We start from the raw sequence: 13,174 nt of genomic DNA, 5'->3' as shown, positions 1-13,174 counted from the left end.
CTTAGCATGCTTTATGATAAGCGAAGACATCTGCTTGCCAATAAAAAGCAGAGTGAAATGGTGCAGTATTTCTGTTTTTTTCATACAATAGTCGCCACCTTAATATCGGTGTCGATCATGACGAATACGCAAACTGATTTTTTAGCAGATGAATTTTTACTGGATTACTATGTCGGTAAAACCCCTTTGGTGCGTTTGCAACGTTTAGTGTGTCATACCCAAGCCACGGTATTAGCAAAATTAGAAGGTAATAATCCAGCAGGATCGGTGAAAGATCGCCCTGCCTATAACATGATTGTTCAAGCGGAAAAGCGTGGACAAATTCAACCTGGGGATACCTTGATCGAAGCGACCAGTGGCAACACTGGGATTGCGTTGGCGATGGTTGCAGCCATGCGCGGCTATAAAATGAAGCTGATCATGCCGAACAACATGAGCCAAGAGCGTAAAGATGCAATGTTGGCTTATGGTGCAGAGCTGATTGAAGTCACTCAGCAGCAAGGCATGGAAGGTGCACGTGACCTTGCTTTACAAATGCAGGCTGAAGGCAAAGGCTTTGTGCTGAATCAATTTGGTAACCCTGATAATGTCGAGGCACATTACCTCACCACAGGCCCTGAAATTTGGAAGCAGACAGGTGGCAAGATTACCCATTTTGTCAGCTCGATGGGGACAACGGGAACCATCATGGGGGTCTCTAAATATCTGAAAGAGCAAAATCCTGATATTCAAATTGTGGGCTTACAGCCTTCAGATGGTTCAAGCATTGCTGGGATTCGCCGTTGGCCAGAAGAATATTTGCCGACCATCTTTGATCGCAGCCGTGTCGATCGCATCATTGATATTCCACAGATTGAAGCGGAGAAAACCATGCGTAAGCTGGCGCGTACTGAAGGTATCAGTGCGGGAACGTCTTCTGGTGGTGCAGTATGGGCGTCGATTAAAATTGCAGAAGAACAGCTGGACGCGGTGATTGTCTGCATTATCTGTGATCGTGGTGATCGTTATTTATCGACGGGATTATTCTCAGTACAAGATGAAGACTAAGATTCGACCTTACGCTGTTATACTTGCAGCTCACCCTTGGTTGAAGGGAGCTGTATTGCAGCTCCGTAAGGGAATTTTGAGATGAATTTACGTTTTCCAATTTTAGTTTTTGATATTGAGACCCTGACCGATTTAAAAGCAGGTGCGCATCTTTATCATCTTGATTTACCCGAAACAGATGTAGAGCAGGCGCTCACCAAAATTCGTCGCCAAGAGTCGGGGATGGACTTTCAACGTTTGCCGCTGCATGAAATCGTCTGTATTTCTGGTTTATGGATTGATGAAAAAGGTTATCGTCTGTTTTCATTTAGCCAGGAACAGAACAGCGAAGCTGAGATGTTGGCAAAATTCTTATCGATCTTTGACAAGAAGCAGCCGACCTTGGTCAGCTGGAATGGCTCGCAATTTGATTTGCCTGTGATTCTGTTTCGTGCCATGTACCATGGCTTGTCTGCACCGAGCTTGTTTGATCAAGGTGAAATTGATCAGCAAAAACGCTTTAACAACTATCAGAACCGTTATCACCATCGTCATGTCGATTTGATGGATGTGATGGCAATGTTTAATGGTCGTAATTTCCAGAAACTGGATGATATTGCCTGTTTACTTGGTTTTCCAGGTAAGCGTGGTGAAACAGGCTATCATGTGCCTGAATATGTTCGTAACAAACAATGGTTAGAATTGACCAGCTATTGCGAAGGTGATGTATTGAATACGTGGTTGGTCTATCTTCGCTGGTTGTTGCTCAAAGGCCAGTTGAATCAAAAAGATCATCGGTATTTAGTTCAATCCACCATTGATTATTTACAAACGCAAACGCAACAAACAGATTTTTTACAGGTATGGCAGCAAACATCGCAATATACTGTATTCACCGCAGATACTTTTGCGCCAAAAAATTAGGTTCATCTTTTGAAACACAAAGCGAAACAACGTCCAACGCAATATCCAAGCTATACCTTTCAGATCGAGGCATTTTCTCATGAGGGGCGAGGCATTGCGCATTATGGAACGCATCCAGATCATCCTAAAGAAAAACACGGCAAGAAAGTTTTTATCCGTTATGCCCTTGTCGGCGAAACGGTGCAGGCCAAGATTAGCAATCAAACTTCACGCTTAGAAGAAGCGGATATGATTAAGCTGGAGAGTGAACCAGCGAAAGGGCGAGTTGATCCGATTTGTCCACATTTTGGGGTGTGTGGTGGCTGCAGCTTGCAGCATATTCATCCTGATGAACAGATTGTGTTAAAACAAAACGTTTTAAAATCGCATTTAGAACATTTTGCGGGATTACAACCTGAACAATGGCTCGATCCGATTCGTTCGGTCAAGGAGGATTACCGTCGTCGTGCTCGAATTGGGGTGCGCTATATTGCCAAGCAAAATCGATTGGTGATGGGTTTTCGTGAGCACCACAGCAATCATTTAACTGCAATTCAGCAGTGTAATGTGCTGGATCAAACTTTATCTGAATGTTTACCAGAACTTAAAAAACTACTCGAAAGTCTTACAGGCAAAGCGCATATTGGTCATATAGAATTGGCAATGGGCGACAGCGAGGTTGCATTATTAATTCGCCACTTAGATGAATTAAATGTGTCGGATGTCAACCAATTACGTCAATTTACGTTACTCAAAGGATGGCAGTTATATTTGCAGCCAAAAGGGGCAGATAGCTTACATCGCGTGGATGATTCACAAGCGGCAATGCGTTTGCATTACAGTTTGGATGATTTTGCCGTCAAATTCGCGTTTTCACCCTTAGACTTTACTCAAGTCAATAGTGGGGTAAATGCACAGATGATTCAGTTGGCATGTGAATTGCTTCAGTTACAGAAAGGGGAAAGAGTACTGGACCTATTCTGTGGGTTAGGTAATTTTTCACTCCCGATTGCACGTTGTGTGGGTGAGGCAGGTCAAGTGGTCGGTGTTGAAGCAAGTGATGAGATGGTCAACAGAGCAACTGAGAATGCGCAAGCAAATCATTTGTCTCAGGCGGTGTTCTTTTCACAAGATTTAACAAAAGACTTTTCGCATCATTCTTGGGCGAAACAAGGATTTGATGCATTATTAATTGATCCTCCACGGTCAGGTGCATTTGAAGTCATGCAATATGTACCTAATTTTGGAGCCAAAAGAATCGTTTATGTATCATGTAACCCATCAACACTGGCAAGGGATGCAGGTGTACTGGCACAATATGGCTATCAACTGAAGAAAGCAGCAGTCATGGACATGTTTACGCATACTGAACATGTTGAATCGATTGCCCTGTTTGAAAAAGTTGAGCGGCTTGAAAAAATCGAAGAGATAAACGATTAAAAAATGAGTTACATATCCAGAGGAGAAAGGTATGGTCACAGTACGTGAGCAGTTACCTGGACGACTTCAAGAGTTGTCTGAGGAAGCGACTGTAGAACATGCCGCTGAAGCGCAAAGTAGTCTAGTCTCTTGGCTAGATCGAGTGCGTGGTATTTTGGATGGGGCAGAGCTGAAGCAACTTCAACAAGTTGCGGAGCTGACCTTAGCAAAAGAGTTACAAGCGACGGGAAATCATCGTATCAATACCTTTAGTACTGGGATTGGTATGGCGGATATTTTGGCCCATTTACATGTCGATGAAGACACGCTTTCAGCGGCGGTGTTATATCGGAGTGTACGTGAGGGGTTGATTACCTTAGAGGACATCCAACAACAGTTTGGCGAGCAAGTTTTGGGCCTGGTGAAGGGCACACTTGCGATGGGTAAACTGTCTGAGTTGATTGAAAAGAACAAACGTTTAGAAGATCACTTTAATAATAACCAGCGTGAACACTTAAACGGCATTTATAAAATGCTGATTTCAGTGACGGAAGATGTGCGAGTTGTATTGATCAAACTGGCAGAGCGAACCTATGCGCTGCGTGAATTGGCAACCGCAAGTAAAGAACGTCAGGAACGTGTTGCACGTGAAATTCTCACCATTTATTCACCACTGGCGCATCGTTTAGGGATTGCCCAACTCAAGTGGGAATTGGAAGATCTTGCTTTTCGTTATTTAGCCCCAGAACGCTATAAAGAGATTGCTTCTTTACTGAATGAGAAGCGTTTGGAGCGTGAACAGTATATTCAGTTTGTCATCGATAAATTGAAAACCGAACTGGCGGCTTATGATATTCAGGCCGAAATCACAGGGCGTGTGAAGCACATTTATTCGATTTATCGAAAAATGAAAAGTAAAAATCTGAGCTTCGATCAGCTTTACGATATTCGTGCTGTACGTGTTTTGGTGAAAAGTGTCCCAGATTGTTATCACGCTTTGGGCATCGTACATCAGATATGGCGTCATATTCCGAACCAGTTTGATGACTATGTGACTAATCCGAAGGCCAATGGTTATCGTTCATTGCATACCGCAGTGATTGCTGAGAATAAATCTCTTGAAGTGCAAATTCGTACCTTTGAGATGCATAACGAAGCGGAACTGGGTGTGTGCTCGCACTTTAACTATAAAGAAGGTGCTAAGAATACCGATCATTCCTTTAACGATCGCTTACATTCATTACGTGCTGTGCTTGAGCACTATCAAGAGCGTACTGAAACCACACCGCATGGTGAAGATGAAGAATCGAATGGCATTGATCAGATTCAAGATTTTGAGAATTTTGAAAAGATCTATGTGTTTAGCCGTGATGGGGATATCAAAGAATTACCACGGGGTTCAACCGTTTTAGACTTTGCGTATCATGTGCATACCGAAGTCGGCAATAAGTGTTATGCGGCACGTGTAAACCAACGTTATGTGCCTTTAACCTACACCTTAAAGACAGGTGAACAGGTTGAGATTTTAACCAAGAAAGATCGAGAACCGAACCGTGACTGGTTGGTAAACTCGCTGGGCTATATCAAGACTGCGCGTGCACGTGACAAGCTTCGTCATTGGTTTAGACAACAAGATCGCAGTAAGAATGTTGAAGTTGGGCGTGAGTTACTCAATAAAGAGTTGGCCCGTTTAGCGATTCACCCGAAAAGTATCGATCTGAAAGATTATTCATCGCATTTCAATCTGAAAGCAGGTGATGACATTCTGGTGGCCTTGGTTAGCGGTGATATCAGTCTGCATGCCTTGATGAATCAAGTGAATCGTCAGATGCACTTGGATCAGGACGAGCCAGAACTGGTGTTAAAACCTGCGTTAAATCCACGTGCTAGCCATACCTTATCGGCGCATGGGATTTTGATTGATGGGTTGGATAATGTTGAGTTGCATATTGCACAATGTTGTCAGCCTGTACATGGCGAGTCGATTGGCGGCTATATCACTTTGAACCGTGGTGTCAGCATTCACAAGATTGCGTGTCCTGATTATTTACGTATGACCACGCAAGAACCTGAGCGTGCGGTTGAAGCCGATTGGGAAATGCAGCCAACCCGCGGTCAGAGTGTGCAGATCGTGGTAGAAGCGTATGATCGTCGTGGTTTACTCAAAGATTTGACACAGGTGATTTTCTCAGACCAAATCAATATTCGTCAGGTCAATACCATTTCTGAAGCAGATGGTATTGCCAATATGAAGTTATTGATTGAAGTCAAGGGCTTGGCACAGTTGTCACGTTTGTTGGCTCGTTTAGAGCAGCAACCTGGGATTATCAGTGCCAGACGTTTGGTTCAAGGTAGCTAATTGATCATATTTCGGAAGGGATGATCATACGATGCCTCGTGCAAAGTTAATCTCGACTAGAGGGCGATATTTAGCTGCTGTGATCGAGGTTGATCAACAGATCTATCATGTATTTGATGAGTTTAGCCTTGATGAGGTGAAGAACGAGGAGCAGCACTGTTTTGATTTTGACTGGTCAATACAGTGTGCTGATGATGAAAGCTGGGATGAAATATTCAACAATAACGCCGAACAAAAGTATGGTTTAGTGCATCTTAGCGGTTGGGCTTATCATGCATTTGGTCAAATTATTGATGTGAATCCCGTTGTCGTTGATTGTCAGGTTTTACAGGTTGAAGATGTTGTGGTTTCAAGTGATGAACATCTGATAGGTGAATGGATGGGATTCACGATTTGCCGTTTAGGCTGTTTTAGCAATTAACGATTCATGTTATTAAAAAGAGGCTTTAATGTATTTAAAGCCTCTTTTTTTTAGCGCTTCGCTAAAAAGAGATTGGTGAGTCGGTTTAAGAACTGTGGGCTCATGCTGGATAACTGATACATCAGTTTGGTTTTTATCCCAACAGGGGTGTGGGTTGGAAGCAAGGCATGGTCTTTTTGTTGCGCCAAATGCAGCACTTGTTTTGCGACATCGGCAGGGGTTAGATCCACACCAATATGTTGAATACTCCCAGCATCCATATCTTTCACCATACTGGTTTGTACAAACAGGGGCATCACGTCTAAGACACGAATATTGTATTTTTGCCATTCCACGTCCAACGCTTCGGTTAAACCGCGCACAGCAAACTTGCTGGCTGAGTAAGAAGCTAGATCGGCCTGACCATAAATCGCGGATGCTGAGGACAGGTTAATCACTCGGGCAAAGCTGGCTTGTTGTAGATGGACTAAGGCGGTGTGACAGCCATTGAGAACACCCTTAACATTAATATCAATGGTGCGGTGATGCGATTGGATTGGTGTATTTTCAAATGCGCCAGAATACAAAATGCCTGCATTGTTAATCAAAATGTTGAGTTCACCTGCCCAATTCTGAAATTCTTGCAATGCAGTTTGCCATTGGTCGTAATTACTCACATCGAGGTAACCTGCTTTGGCGTGTACTCCAAGTTCTGCAGCTAAAGCCTGTGCTTGTTCTTCATTGATGTCATAGATTCCGACTTTAAAGCCTTTTTGATGAAAAAGACGGGCAATTTCAGCGCCAATTCCTTGTGCGGCGCCACTAATAAAAACACTATATGGCATGACTTTCCCTTGCTTTATATTGATAATTTTTGCGTGCGTGTATATTACGCATATGCAGCTTGGTGCTGCAACAATTTGCTTGTTTGGGTTTGGAGATGATCGTGGAAAAATTATTGGCAATCATGCAGGAATTAAGACAAAAATGCCCGTGGGATCAACAACAAACACCAGAAAGTTTGACACGATATGCCATTGAAGAGGCATATGAAGTTGAGGCTGCAATTCGCTCGGGTGAGGTGGATGAAATCCGCAATGAACTGGGCGACTTATTATTGCAAGTGGTCTTTCAATCTCAAATGTTTGATGAAAAAGGATTATTTAATTTTCAAGATGTGGTGGAAGCCATTAGTGAAAAATTAATTCGTCGCCATCCTCATGTTTTTGAGGCCGAAAAATATCAAAATCTAACGTCTGAACAAGTGAGTGACTTGTGGAAACAAATCAAACAACAAGAAAAACAAGGTAAGATAGGATCAAGGTTAGATGAGATTAAACATGCGCCTGCATTGGTGCAATCACATGAAATTCAGCACAAAGCAGCCCAATTAGGCTTTGATTTTGAAAGTGTGGATGATGCTTATGCCAAATTAGATGAAGAGTTAGAAGAATTACAACAGGCGATAAAAAGTCAAAATGTTGATCATATTCAAGAAGAGTTCGGTGATTGTTTATTTTCTTTAATTAATGTGGGGCGAAAGTTGGGGGTGTCCAGTGAGACCGCACTACTGGCAACCATCCATAAATTTAGAAGCCGTTTTGCGTTTATAGAACAACAAGCTCAACAACAACAGAAGGACTTGCAAGACATGAGTTTGGCCGAAATGGATGAACTTTGGGAGCAAGCCAAACGATAATTAAAATCTCAGGAGAAAGACAATGAAGTTGCCGCATCTCCGCAGCAAACTTAATTTTTTTATAGGCTTTATTCTCTGCTTGGGAGGTGCTACACACCTCCACGCACAGCAATTTGATCAATCTTATCAGCAGTGGAAGGCGCAGCAGCAAGCACGTGATCAGCAATTGGCGCAACAGCAGAACAATAACTATTACTTGGCTCGTCCAAGCCAGCAACACGCTTCAAAGCAAGTGTCATCATCTGTAAATATTCAGGGCGATAAAATCAGCTTGAATCAAGCGAATTTACAGCAATTACAGATGCTCAGTGGTGTGGGAGAAAAAAAGGCACAGGCGATTATGGAGTATCGGCAAAAAAATGGTGCTTTTAAAAGCATTGATGAATTAATGAATATCAAAGGGATTGGGCCTAAACTACTTGAGAAAAATAAGAGCAAGCTCATGTTGTAAACTTGAAAATGTAAAAATCGGATTGATTAGATAGACTGAACTGTTGAAACTTCCAACAGAATAAATTGCCCTTTGTGTGTGTTAGAGCTATGATTAGCGACAAATTGTTATTTACGTCCTGACGTAGGAGACAGTGTCTTTTGCAAACTTTGCGTGCGTCAAAATGTGGTTTGTCCACAACTCAACTTCCTTCCTCAATTTTAGATGTGATCGATAGTCTGACTAAAGCAGGCTACGAGGCATATATTGTGGGCGGTGGTGTTCGAGACATGATGTTAGGTCTTAATCCAAAGGATTTTGACGCGGTTACTAATGCTACACCAGCCCAAGTGAAAGAGGTTTTTGGTCGACGTTGCCGAATTATCGGACGACGTTTTGAGTTAGCACATGTATATTCTGGTCGCGAACTGATTGAGGTTGCGACCTTCCGTGCCCCACCGAAAAAAGCAGTCACCAGTGCCTCTGGGATGATTCTTCGTGATAATAACTGGGGAACGATTGAGCAAGACTTTGCTCGTCGAGATTTTTCGATCAATACCTTGTATTACCAGCCACGTAAAGGCATCGTGCTTGATTTCTGCCATGCGGTGGATGATATCAATACGCGGACCTTACGCTTTTTGGGCGAGCCTGCACAGCGCTTTGAAGAAGATCCTGTGCGCATGTTGCGTGCTTTGCGATTTGCGGCAAAATTAAATTTCCAGATCGATCAATCGATTCTTGATGTGTTTGATCCTGAGATGACGCAACTGTTGCGTGATGTTTCACCACATCGTTTATATGATGAGTCGCAAAAGCTATTCACCATGGGACATCTCACCCGTGTATTACCGATGTTGATTGAGTTTGGTGTTTGGAAACAGTTGTTTGCTGAAATCCCACCGAACCTGACCGCTTTTATCGACCGTGCAGCACGAAATACCGATCAACGCATTCAAATTGGTAAAACCATCAATCCTGCATTTTTCTATGCAGTATTGTTATGGAAACCGTTCTTGGAACGCTGTGATTTCTATTTGAACAAAGGGGTTGTGCCCGCAGAAGCGCGTGCACAAGCAGGTTTGGATGTGTTGAAGCGTCAAGCGACGCGAACCATCATTCCGCGTTTTGCTGAAACTTTTATTCGTGAAGTTTGGGAAATGCAAACCCGTTTGCTCAATCCAAAACCACAGCAAATTGAAGCTTTGGCTGGGCATGCACGTTTCCGTGCAGGCTTTGACTTTTTGCTGTTGCGTGAGAAGTCAGGTGATAGCAGTACTGAAGGTATGGGCGTTTGGTGGGAAACCTACCAAGAAATGACCACCGATCAAAAAGAGGCCGCGATTCGTCAATACAACCGTCAACGTAGTAAGACGCGTCGTAAAGCTGTTGAAGTTGATGAGCCGAAGACCGCTGAAATTGAGCCTTTGGTCAATGTACCTGAACCAAGAAGCCGTCGTGCCAAGAAAGAACGTGTCAGAGCGGATGAATCAAGCAGTCGTTTTATTGAAAAAGCAACTGCGGCTTCAGGTCAAATCAATGCGGACCACCCGATTCTCAAGCGTAAACGCGTTCAACGTGATCTTAGCCAAGTTGTTTTTGGGCCAACCCAATGACCATTCGCAGTTATATCGGTCTAGGCAGTAACTTAGGCGATTCGCAGCAGATTCTGAGTGAGGCTGTTGCGAAGCTCGCGACCTTGGGAACTGTACAGGTATCACGACTTTATCAAAGTCCACCGATGGGGCCGCAAGACCAACCTCACTATTTAAATGCCGTTGTTCAACTGGACACTACATTAGCACCGCTTGCTTTACTTGATCAATTGCAACAATTTGAGCAAGAGTCTGGGCGTGTCCGTTTACGACGTTGGGGAGAGCGTACCCTTGATCTGGATTTACTGATCTATGGTCAAGAGCAGATCCAAAATGAACGTTTAACCGTGCCGCATCTTGGTATTTTACAACGTGATTTTGTATTGCTTCCCTTATTGGATTTAGATGCTCATTTGCAATTAAATGGTCATTCATTAAAAGATTTAGAACTGGTGCAGCAAGCAAACTTGACTGTAATAGCAGACCAGTCTTGGGCAACCGCTTAAGACTGTTTCGTTCTGGAAACGCCTGTAGAGGACATCATCATGATTAGTCTAAGTGACTTAAGAAAGTTTAAAGCCGAAGGACGCAAGTTCTCATGTCTTACTTGCTATGATGCAAGTATGGCGAAAGCGATGGAATTGGCTGAAATTGATACAATTTTAATCGGCGACTCTCTAGGAATGGCGATTCAAGGCAGAGACTCTACACTTCCTGTCACCGTTGAAGATATGGCTTACCATACCGCTGCTGTACGCCGTGGTAATGCGCATGCCTTAATCATGACTGATTTGCCATTCATGAGCTATGCCACACTTGAAGATGGCTTGAAAAATGCCAAGACGGTGATGCAAGTTGGCGCACAAATGGTCAAGATCGAAGGTGGGGCTTGGCTCAGTGAACTGGTTACCGTGTTAACTCGTAATGGGATTCCGGTATGTGTACATTTAGGCTTAACCCCGCAATCTGTACATGTGTTTGGTGGTTATAAACTACAAGCAAGAACACGCGAAGCAGCAGATCAATTGATCGCAGATTGCCAAGCAGTAGTTGATGCAGGTGCTGCGGTATTATTGCTTGAATGTGTTCCAGCTCAGCTCGGCAAAGAAATTGCTGAATTATTCCCGAATACGCCAGTGATTGGGATTGGTGCGGGCAATGAAACAGATGGTCAAGTGCTGGTGGTACAGGACATGCTTGGTTTGACCTTTGGTCGCGTGGCACGTTTTGTTCGCAACTTTATGAAAGAGCAAGCGGGTGAAACTGCAATTGTTGATGCGTTTAAATCGTATCATGCCGCAGTGCAAGATCAGTCGTTCCCAGCCAAGGAACATACTTTTCAAGTTGAGCTTTAATTCATGAAAACTGAAACAACAATACAAGGCTTAACCGCGTCATTGGCACCTGCGCGTAGCTCAAAAAAATTGATTGGTTTTGTACCGACCATGGGGAACTTGCACGAAGGCCATTTGACTTTAGTGCGTGAAGCTAAAAAACTGTGTGATGTGGTCGTGGTCAGTATTTTCGTCAATCCAATTCAATTTGGTGCAGGTGAAGATTTTGAGAGTTATCCGCGGACTTTAGAGCAAGATAGCCGTTTATTGGCAGATGTCGGTTGCGATATTATTTTCGCCCCGACGGTTGAGCAAATGTATGGCACGCAACCACGATTGACCAACATCAGTGTCGGTCAAATTACCGATGACTTGTGTGGAAAATCGCGTCCAGGTCATTTTGATGGTGTTGCGGTTGTGGTGACCAAACTATTCAATATCGTCCAACCAGATTTTGCTTTCTTTGGTCAAAAAGACTATCAGCAATTGGCGGTGATTCGTCAGTTGGTGCAAGACTTAAATATGTCATTGGAAGTGATTGGTGTGCCTATTGTCCGTGCTGAAGATGGTCTTGCTTTAAGCTCGCGTAATGGTTATTTGACTGAACAGCAACGTACTGTTGCACCGACGATTTACCAATTGCTTAAGCAAGCTGAACAGCAACTATATGAAGGGCAAGCTTTGTCACAAGTGTTAGCAAATATCTCGACTCAATTGACACAGGCGGGTTTTGTTGTGGATTATGTGGAAGCTCGACAAACCAACTTGCAACCTATTCAGCAGTTTGATCAAAACTTGGTGCTATTTATTGCGGCCAAGCTTGGTTCAACACGGTTGATTGACAACCTACAAATCGACTTTAAAACATAAAAAAATGAAGGGCAAAACGCCATGAAGCGTATTCTTATCGTTACAGGTCAATCCGGTTCAGGAAAGTCCTCTGCATTACAAGTGCTTGAAGATTTGGGCTATTATTGTATAGATAACTTACCTTTGGCGTTATTGCCTGAAATTGTGGCAAAACTGGATCATGAGAATAATCTGGAGCAGCTCGCACTCGGGGTCGATATTCGAAGTACCCGCGCCGATATGCAAGAGTTTGATCATGTTTTTCAGCAATTACAGCGACATGGTACAGTTGATATTATTTATCTGACCACACAGGATCAGGACTTAATTGCACGTTTTAGTGCATCTCGCCGTCCTCATCCTTTGGCAAGTCGCTTTAATAGTTTGTTGCAATGTATTCAGGAAGAGAAACAGCTTTTAATTCCGATACAATTTCGTTCTACAGTGCATATTGATACGACCGATAAAAGTGTTCATGATTTAAAACATATTTTATTGTCCAAGCTTGGGCAATCCGATAATTTGATCGTCATTTTACAGTCCTTTGGTTATAAGCATGGAATTCCATTGGATGCAGATTATGTATTTGACGTACGGCATTTACCAAATCCGCATTGGGATTTAGAATTACGCCGTTTTTCAGGTTTAGATGAACCTGTACGCCGCTTTTTGGAAGGCAGTCAACAAACCAATGAGATGTTTGAAGATATTTATACTTTCCTCGAAAAGTGGTTACCTGCTTTTGCAGAAGGGCATCGCCATTACATGACCATTTCGGTGGGATGTACCGGTGGGCAGCATCGTTCAGTTTATATCGTGGATAGACTCAAACACGCCCTTGAGGCAAAATGGACTGTCCAAATCTTACATAGAGAAATGAAGCACTGGTCATGATAGACACAACAATTGATGTAATTAATAAACTCGGCTTACATGCGCGTGCATCTGGTAAACTGATCGAAGTGACGACCAAGTTCCGTTCTTCAATTCAAATTGGCAAGGGCGATAAGTTGGTTGATGCAAAAAATATTATGTCATTGTTGATGTTGGGTGCAGGTAAGGGCACCACATTAAGATTGGTCATCGAAGGTGCTGATGAAGAGCAAGCACTGGAAGAAATTCAAACGCTGTTCGCAGCAAAATTTTATGAGGCAGAGTAA

At 43.2% G+C, this 13,174-nt stretch carries 14 protein-coding genes; 13 read left to right on the top strand and 1 reads right to left on the bottom strand.

Features of this window, described 5'->3' with window-relative positions; genetic code table 11:
* The first annotated feature begins 117 nt into the window (after nt 1-117).
* The 5 genes from cysM to NG55_RS18215 all read left to right on the top strand — a co-directional run bounded on the left by cysM (nt 118) and on the right by NG55_RS18215 (nt 6,128).
* On the top strand, nt 118-1,047 hold the full coding sequence (gene cysM, locus NG55_RS18235; protein WP_065344041.1) for a cysteine synthase CysM: 930 nt from the start codon (nt 118-120) through the stop codon (nt 1,045-1,047).
* A gap of 81 nt (nt 1,048-1,128) precedes the next feature.
* Entirely contained in the window at nt 1,129-1,950 is an 822-nt protein-coding gene (locus NG55_RS18230) for a 3'-5' exonuclease (protein ID WP_065344040.1), read from the top strand.
* Between the two features lie 9 nt (nt 1,951-1,959).
* Nucleotides 1,960-3,369: a 23S rRNA (uracil(1939)-C(5))-methyltransferase RlmD gene (gene rlmD / locus NG55_RS18225; protein ID WP_065344039.1), complete on the top strand. Its 1,410-nt coding sequence runs from the start codon at nt 1,960-1,962 to the stop codon at nt 3,367-3,369.
* 31 nt (nt 3,370-3,400) lie between these two features.
* Complete coding sequence (locus NG55_RS18220) at nt 3,401-5,707, top strand: RelA/SpoT family protein (protein WP_016542061.1); 2,307 nt, start codon at nt 3,401-3,403, stop codon at nt 5,705-5,707.
* Nucleotides 5,708-5,738: 31 nt separating this feature from the next.
* Nucleotides 5,739-6,128: a hypothetical protein gene (locus tag NG55_RS18215; RefSeq protein ID WP_065344038.1), complete on the top strand. Its 390-nt coding sequence runs from the start codon at nt 5,739-5,741 to the stop codon at nt 6,126-6,128.
* Nucleotides 6,129-6,178: 50 nt separating this feature from the next.
* On the opposite strand, the gene NG55_RS18210 is transcribed toward NG55_RS18215, so the two are convergent.
* Nucleotides 6,179-6,952 carry an SDR family oxidoreductase gene (locus NG55_RS18210; protein WP_065344037.1) on the bottom strand — a complete coding sequence of 258 codons (774 nt, stop codon included), beginning with the start codon at nt 6,950-6,952 and terminating at the stop codon, nt 6,179-6,181.
* Nucleotides 6,953-7,053: 101 nt separating this feature from the next.
* Between NG55_RS18210 and mazG the strand changes: the two genes are divergently transcribed.
* From mazG to NG55_RS18170, 8 genes are all read left to right on the top strand, one after another.
* Entirely contained in the window at nt 7,054-7,806 is a 753-nt protein-coding gene (gene mazG / locus NG55_RS18205) for a nucleoside triphosphate pyrophosphohydrolase (protein WP_065344088.1), read from the top strand.
* Between the two features lie 22 nt (nt 7,807-7,828).
* The gene (locus tag NG55_RS18200; RefSeq protein WP_016542064.1) at nt 7,829-8,257 is read left to right on the top strand and encodes a ComEA family DNA-binding protein; all 429 of its coding nucleotides are present in this window, start codon (nt 7,829-7,831) and stop codon (nt 8,255-8,257) included.
* Nucleotides 8,258-8,397: 140 nt separating this feature from the next.
* Nucleotides 8,398-9,852, top strand: coding sequence for a polynucleotide adenylyltransferase PcnB (gene pcnB / locus NG55_RS18195; RefSeq protein ID WP_016542065.1), 1,455 nt, complete (start codon nt 8,398-8,400; stop codon nt 9,850-9,852).
* The gene (folK, locus tag NG55_RS18190; protein WP_065344036.1) at nt 9,849-10,337 is read left to right on the top strand and encodes a 2-amino-4-hydroxy-6-hydroxymethyldihydropteridine diphosphokinase; all 489 of its coding nucleotides are present in this window, start codon (nt 9,849-9,851) and stop codon (nt 10,335-10,337) included. The genes pcnB and folK overlap by 4 nt, the downstream gene beginning before the upstream one ends.
* 39 nt (nt 10,338-10,376) lie before the next feature.
* Nucleotides 10,377-11,186 (top strand): 3-methyl-2-oxobutanoate hydroxymethyltransferase, encoded by an 810-nt coding sequence (gene panB / locus NG55_RS18185; RefSeq protein WP_004655682.1) that lies wholly within the window; start codon nt 10,377-10,379, stop codon nt 11,184-11,186.
* Between the two features lie 3 nt (nt 11,187-11,189).
* On the top strand, nt 11,190-12,035 hold the full coding sequence (panC, locus tag NG55_RS18180) for a pantoate--beta-alanine ligase (RefSeq protein ID WP_065344035.1): 846 nt from the start codon (nt 11,190-11,192) through the stop codon (nt 12,033-12,035).
* 21 nt (nt 12,036-12,056) lie between these two features.
* The gene (gene rapZ, locus NG55_RS18175) at nt 12,057-12,908 is read left to right on the top strand and encodes an RNase adapter RapZ (protein WP_065344034.1); all 852 of its coding nucleotides are present in this window, start codon (nt 12,057-12,059) and stop codon (nt 12,906-12,908) included.
* Nucleotides 12,905-13,174, top strand: coding sequence for an HPr family phosphocarrier protein (locus NG55_RS18170; RefSeq protein WP_016542069.1), 270 nt, complete (start codon nt 12,905-12,907; stop codon nt 13,172-13,174). Before rapZ ends, NG55_RS18170 begins: the two co-directional genes overlap by 4 nt.

This window comes from Acinetobacter gyllenbergii (genome assembly GCF_001682515.1).
In the GTDB taxonomy this organism is placed as follows: domain Bacteria; phylum Pseudomonadota; class Gammaproteobacteria; order Pseudomonadales; family Moraxellaceae; genus Acinetobacter; species Acinetobacter gyllenbergii.
This window is presented reverse-complemented; position numbering and strand designations above follow the sequence as displayed.

Coding starts and splice junctions, on each gene's coding strand:
- NG55_RS18215 (WP_065344038.1), top strand. CDS start 5,739: ATGCCTCGTGCAAAGTTAATCTCGACTAGAGGGCGATATTTAGCTGCT.
- NG55_RS18170 (WP_016542069.1), top strand. CDS start 12,905: ATGATAGACACAACAATTGATGTAATTAATAAACTCGGCTTACATGCG.
- NG55_RS18210 (WP_065344037.1), bottom strand. CDS start 6,952: ATGCCATATAGTGTTTTTATTAGTGGCGCCGCACAAGGAATTGGCGCT.
- panC (WP_065344035.1), top strand. CDS start 11,190: ATGAAAACTGAAACAACAATACAAGGCTTAACCGCGTCATTGGCACCT.
- NG55_RS18220 (WP_016542061.1), top strand. CDS start 3,401: ATGGTCACAGTACGTGAGCAGTTACCTGGACGACTTCAAGAGTTGTCT.
- cysM (WP_065344041.1), top strand. CDS start 118: ATGACGAATACGCAAACTGATTTTTTAGCAGATGAATTTTTACTGGAT.
- panB (WP_004655682.1), top strand. CDS start 10,377: ATGATTAGTCTAAGTGACTTAAGAAAGTTTAAAGCCGAAGGACGCAAG.
- NG55_RS18200 (WP_016542064.1), top strand. CDS start 7,829: ATGAAGTTGCCGCATCTCCGCAGCAAACTTAATTTTTTTATAGGCTTT.
- NG55_RS18230 (WP_065344040.1), top strand. CDS start 1,129: ATGAATTTACGTTTTCCAATTTTAGTTTTTGATATTGAGACCCTGACC.
- rapZ (WP_065344034.1), top strand. CDS start 12,057: ATGAAGCGTATTCTTATCGTTACAGGTCAATCCGGTTCAGGAAAGTCC.
- folK (WP_065344036.1), top strand. CDS start 9,849: ATGACCATTCGCAGTTATATCGGTCTAGGCAGTAACTTAGGCGATTCG.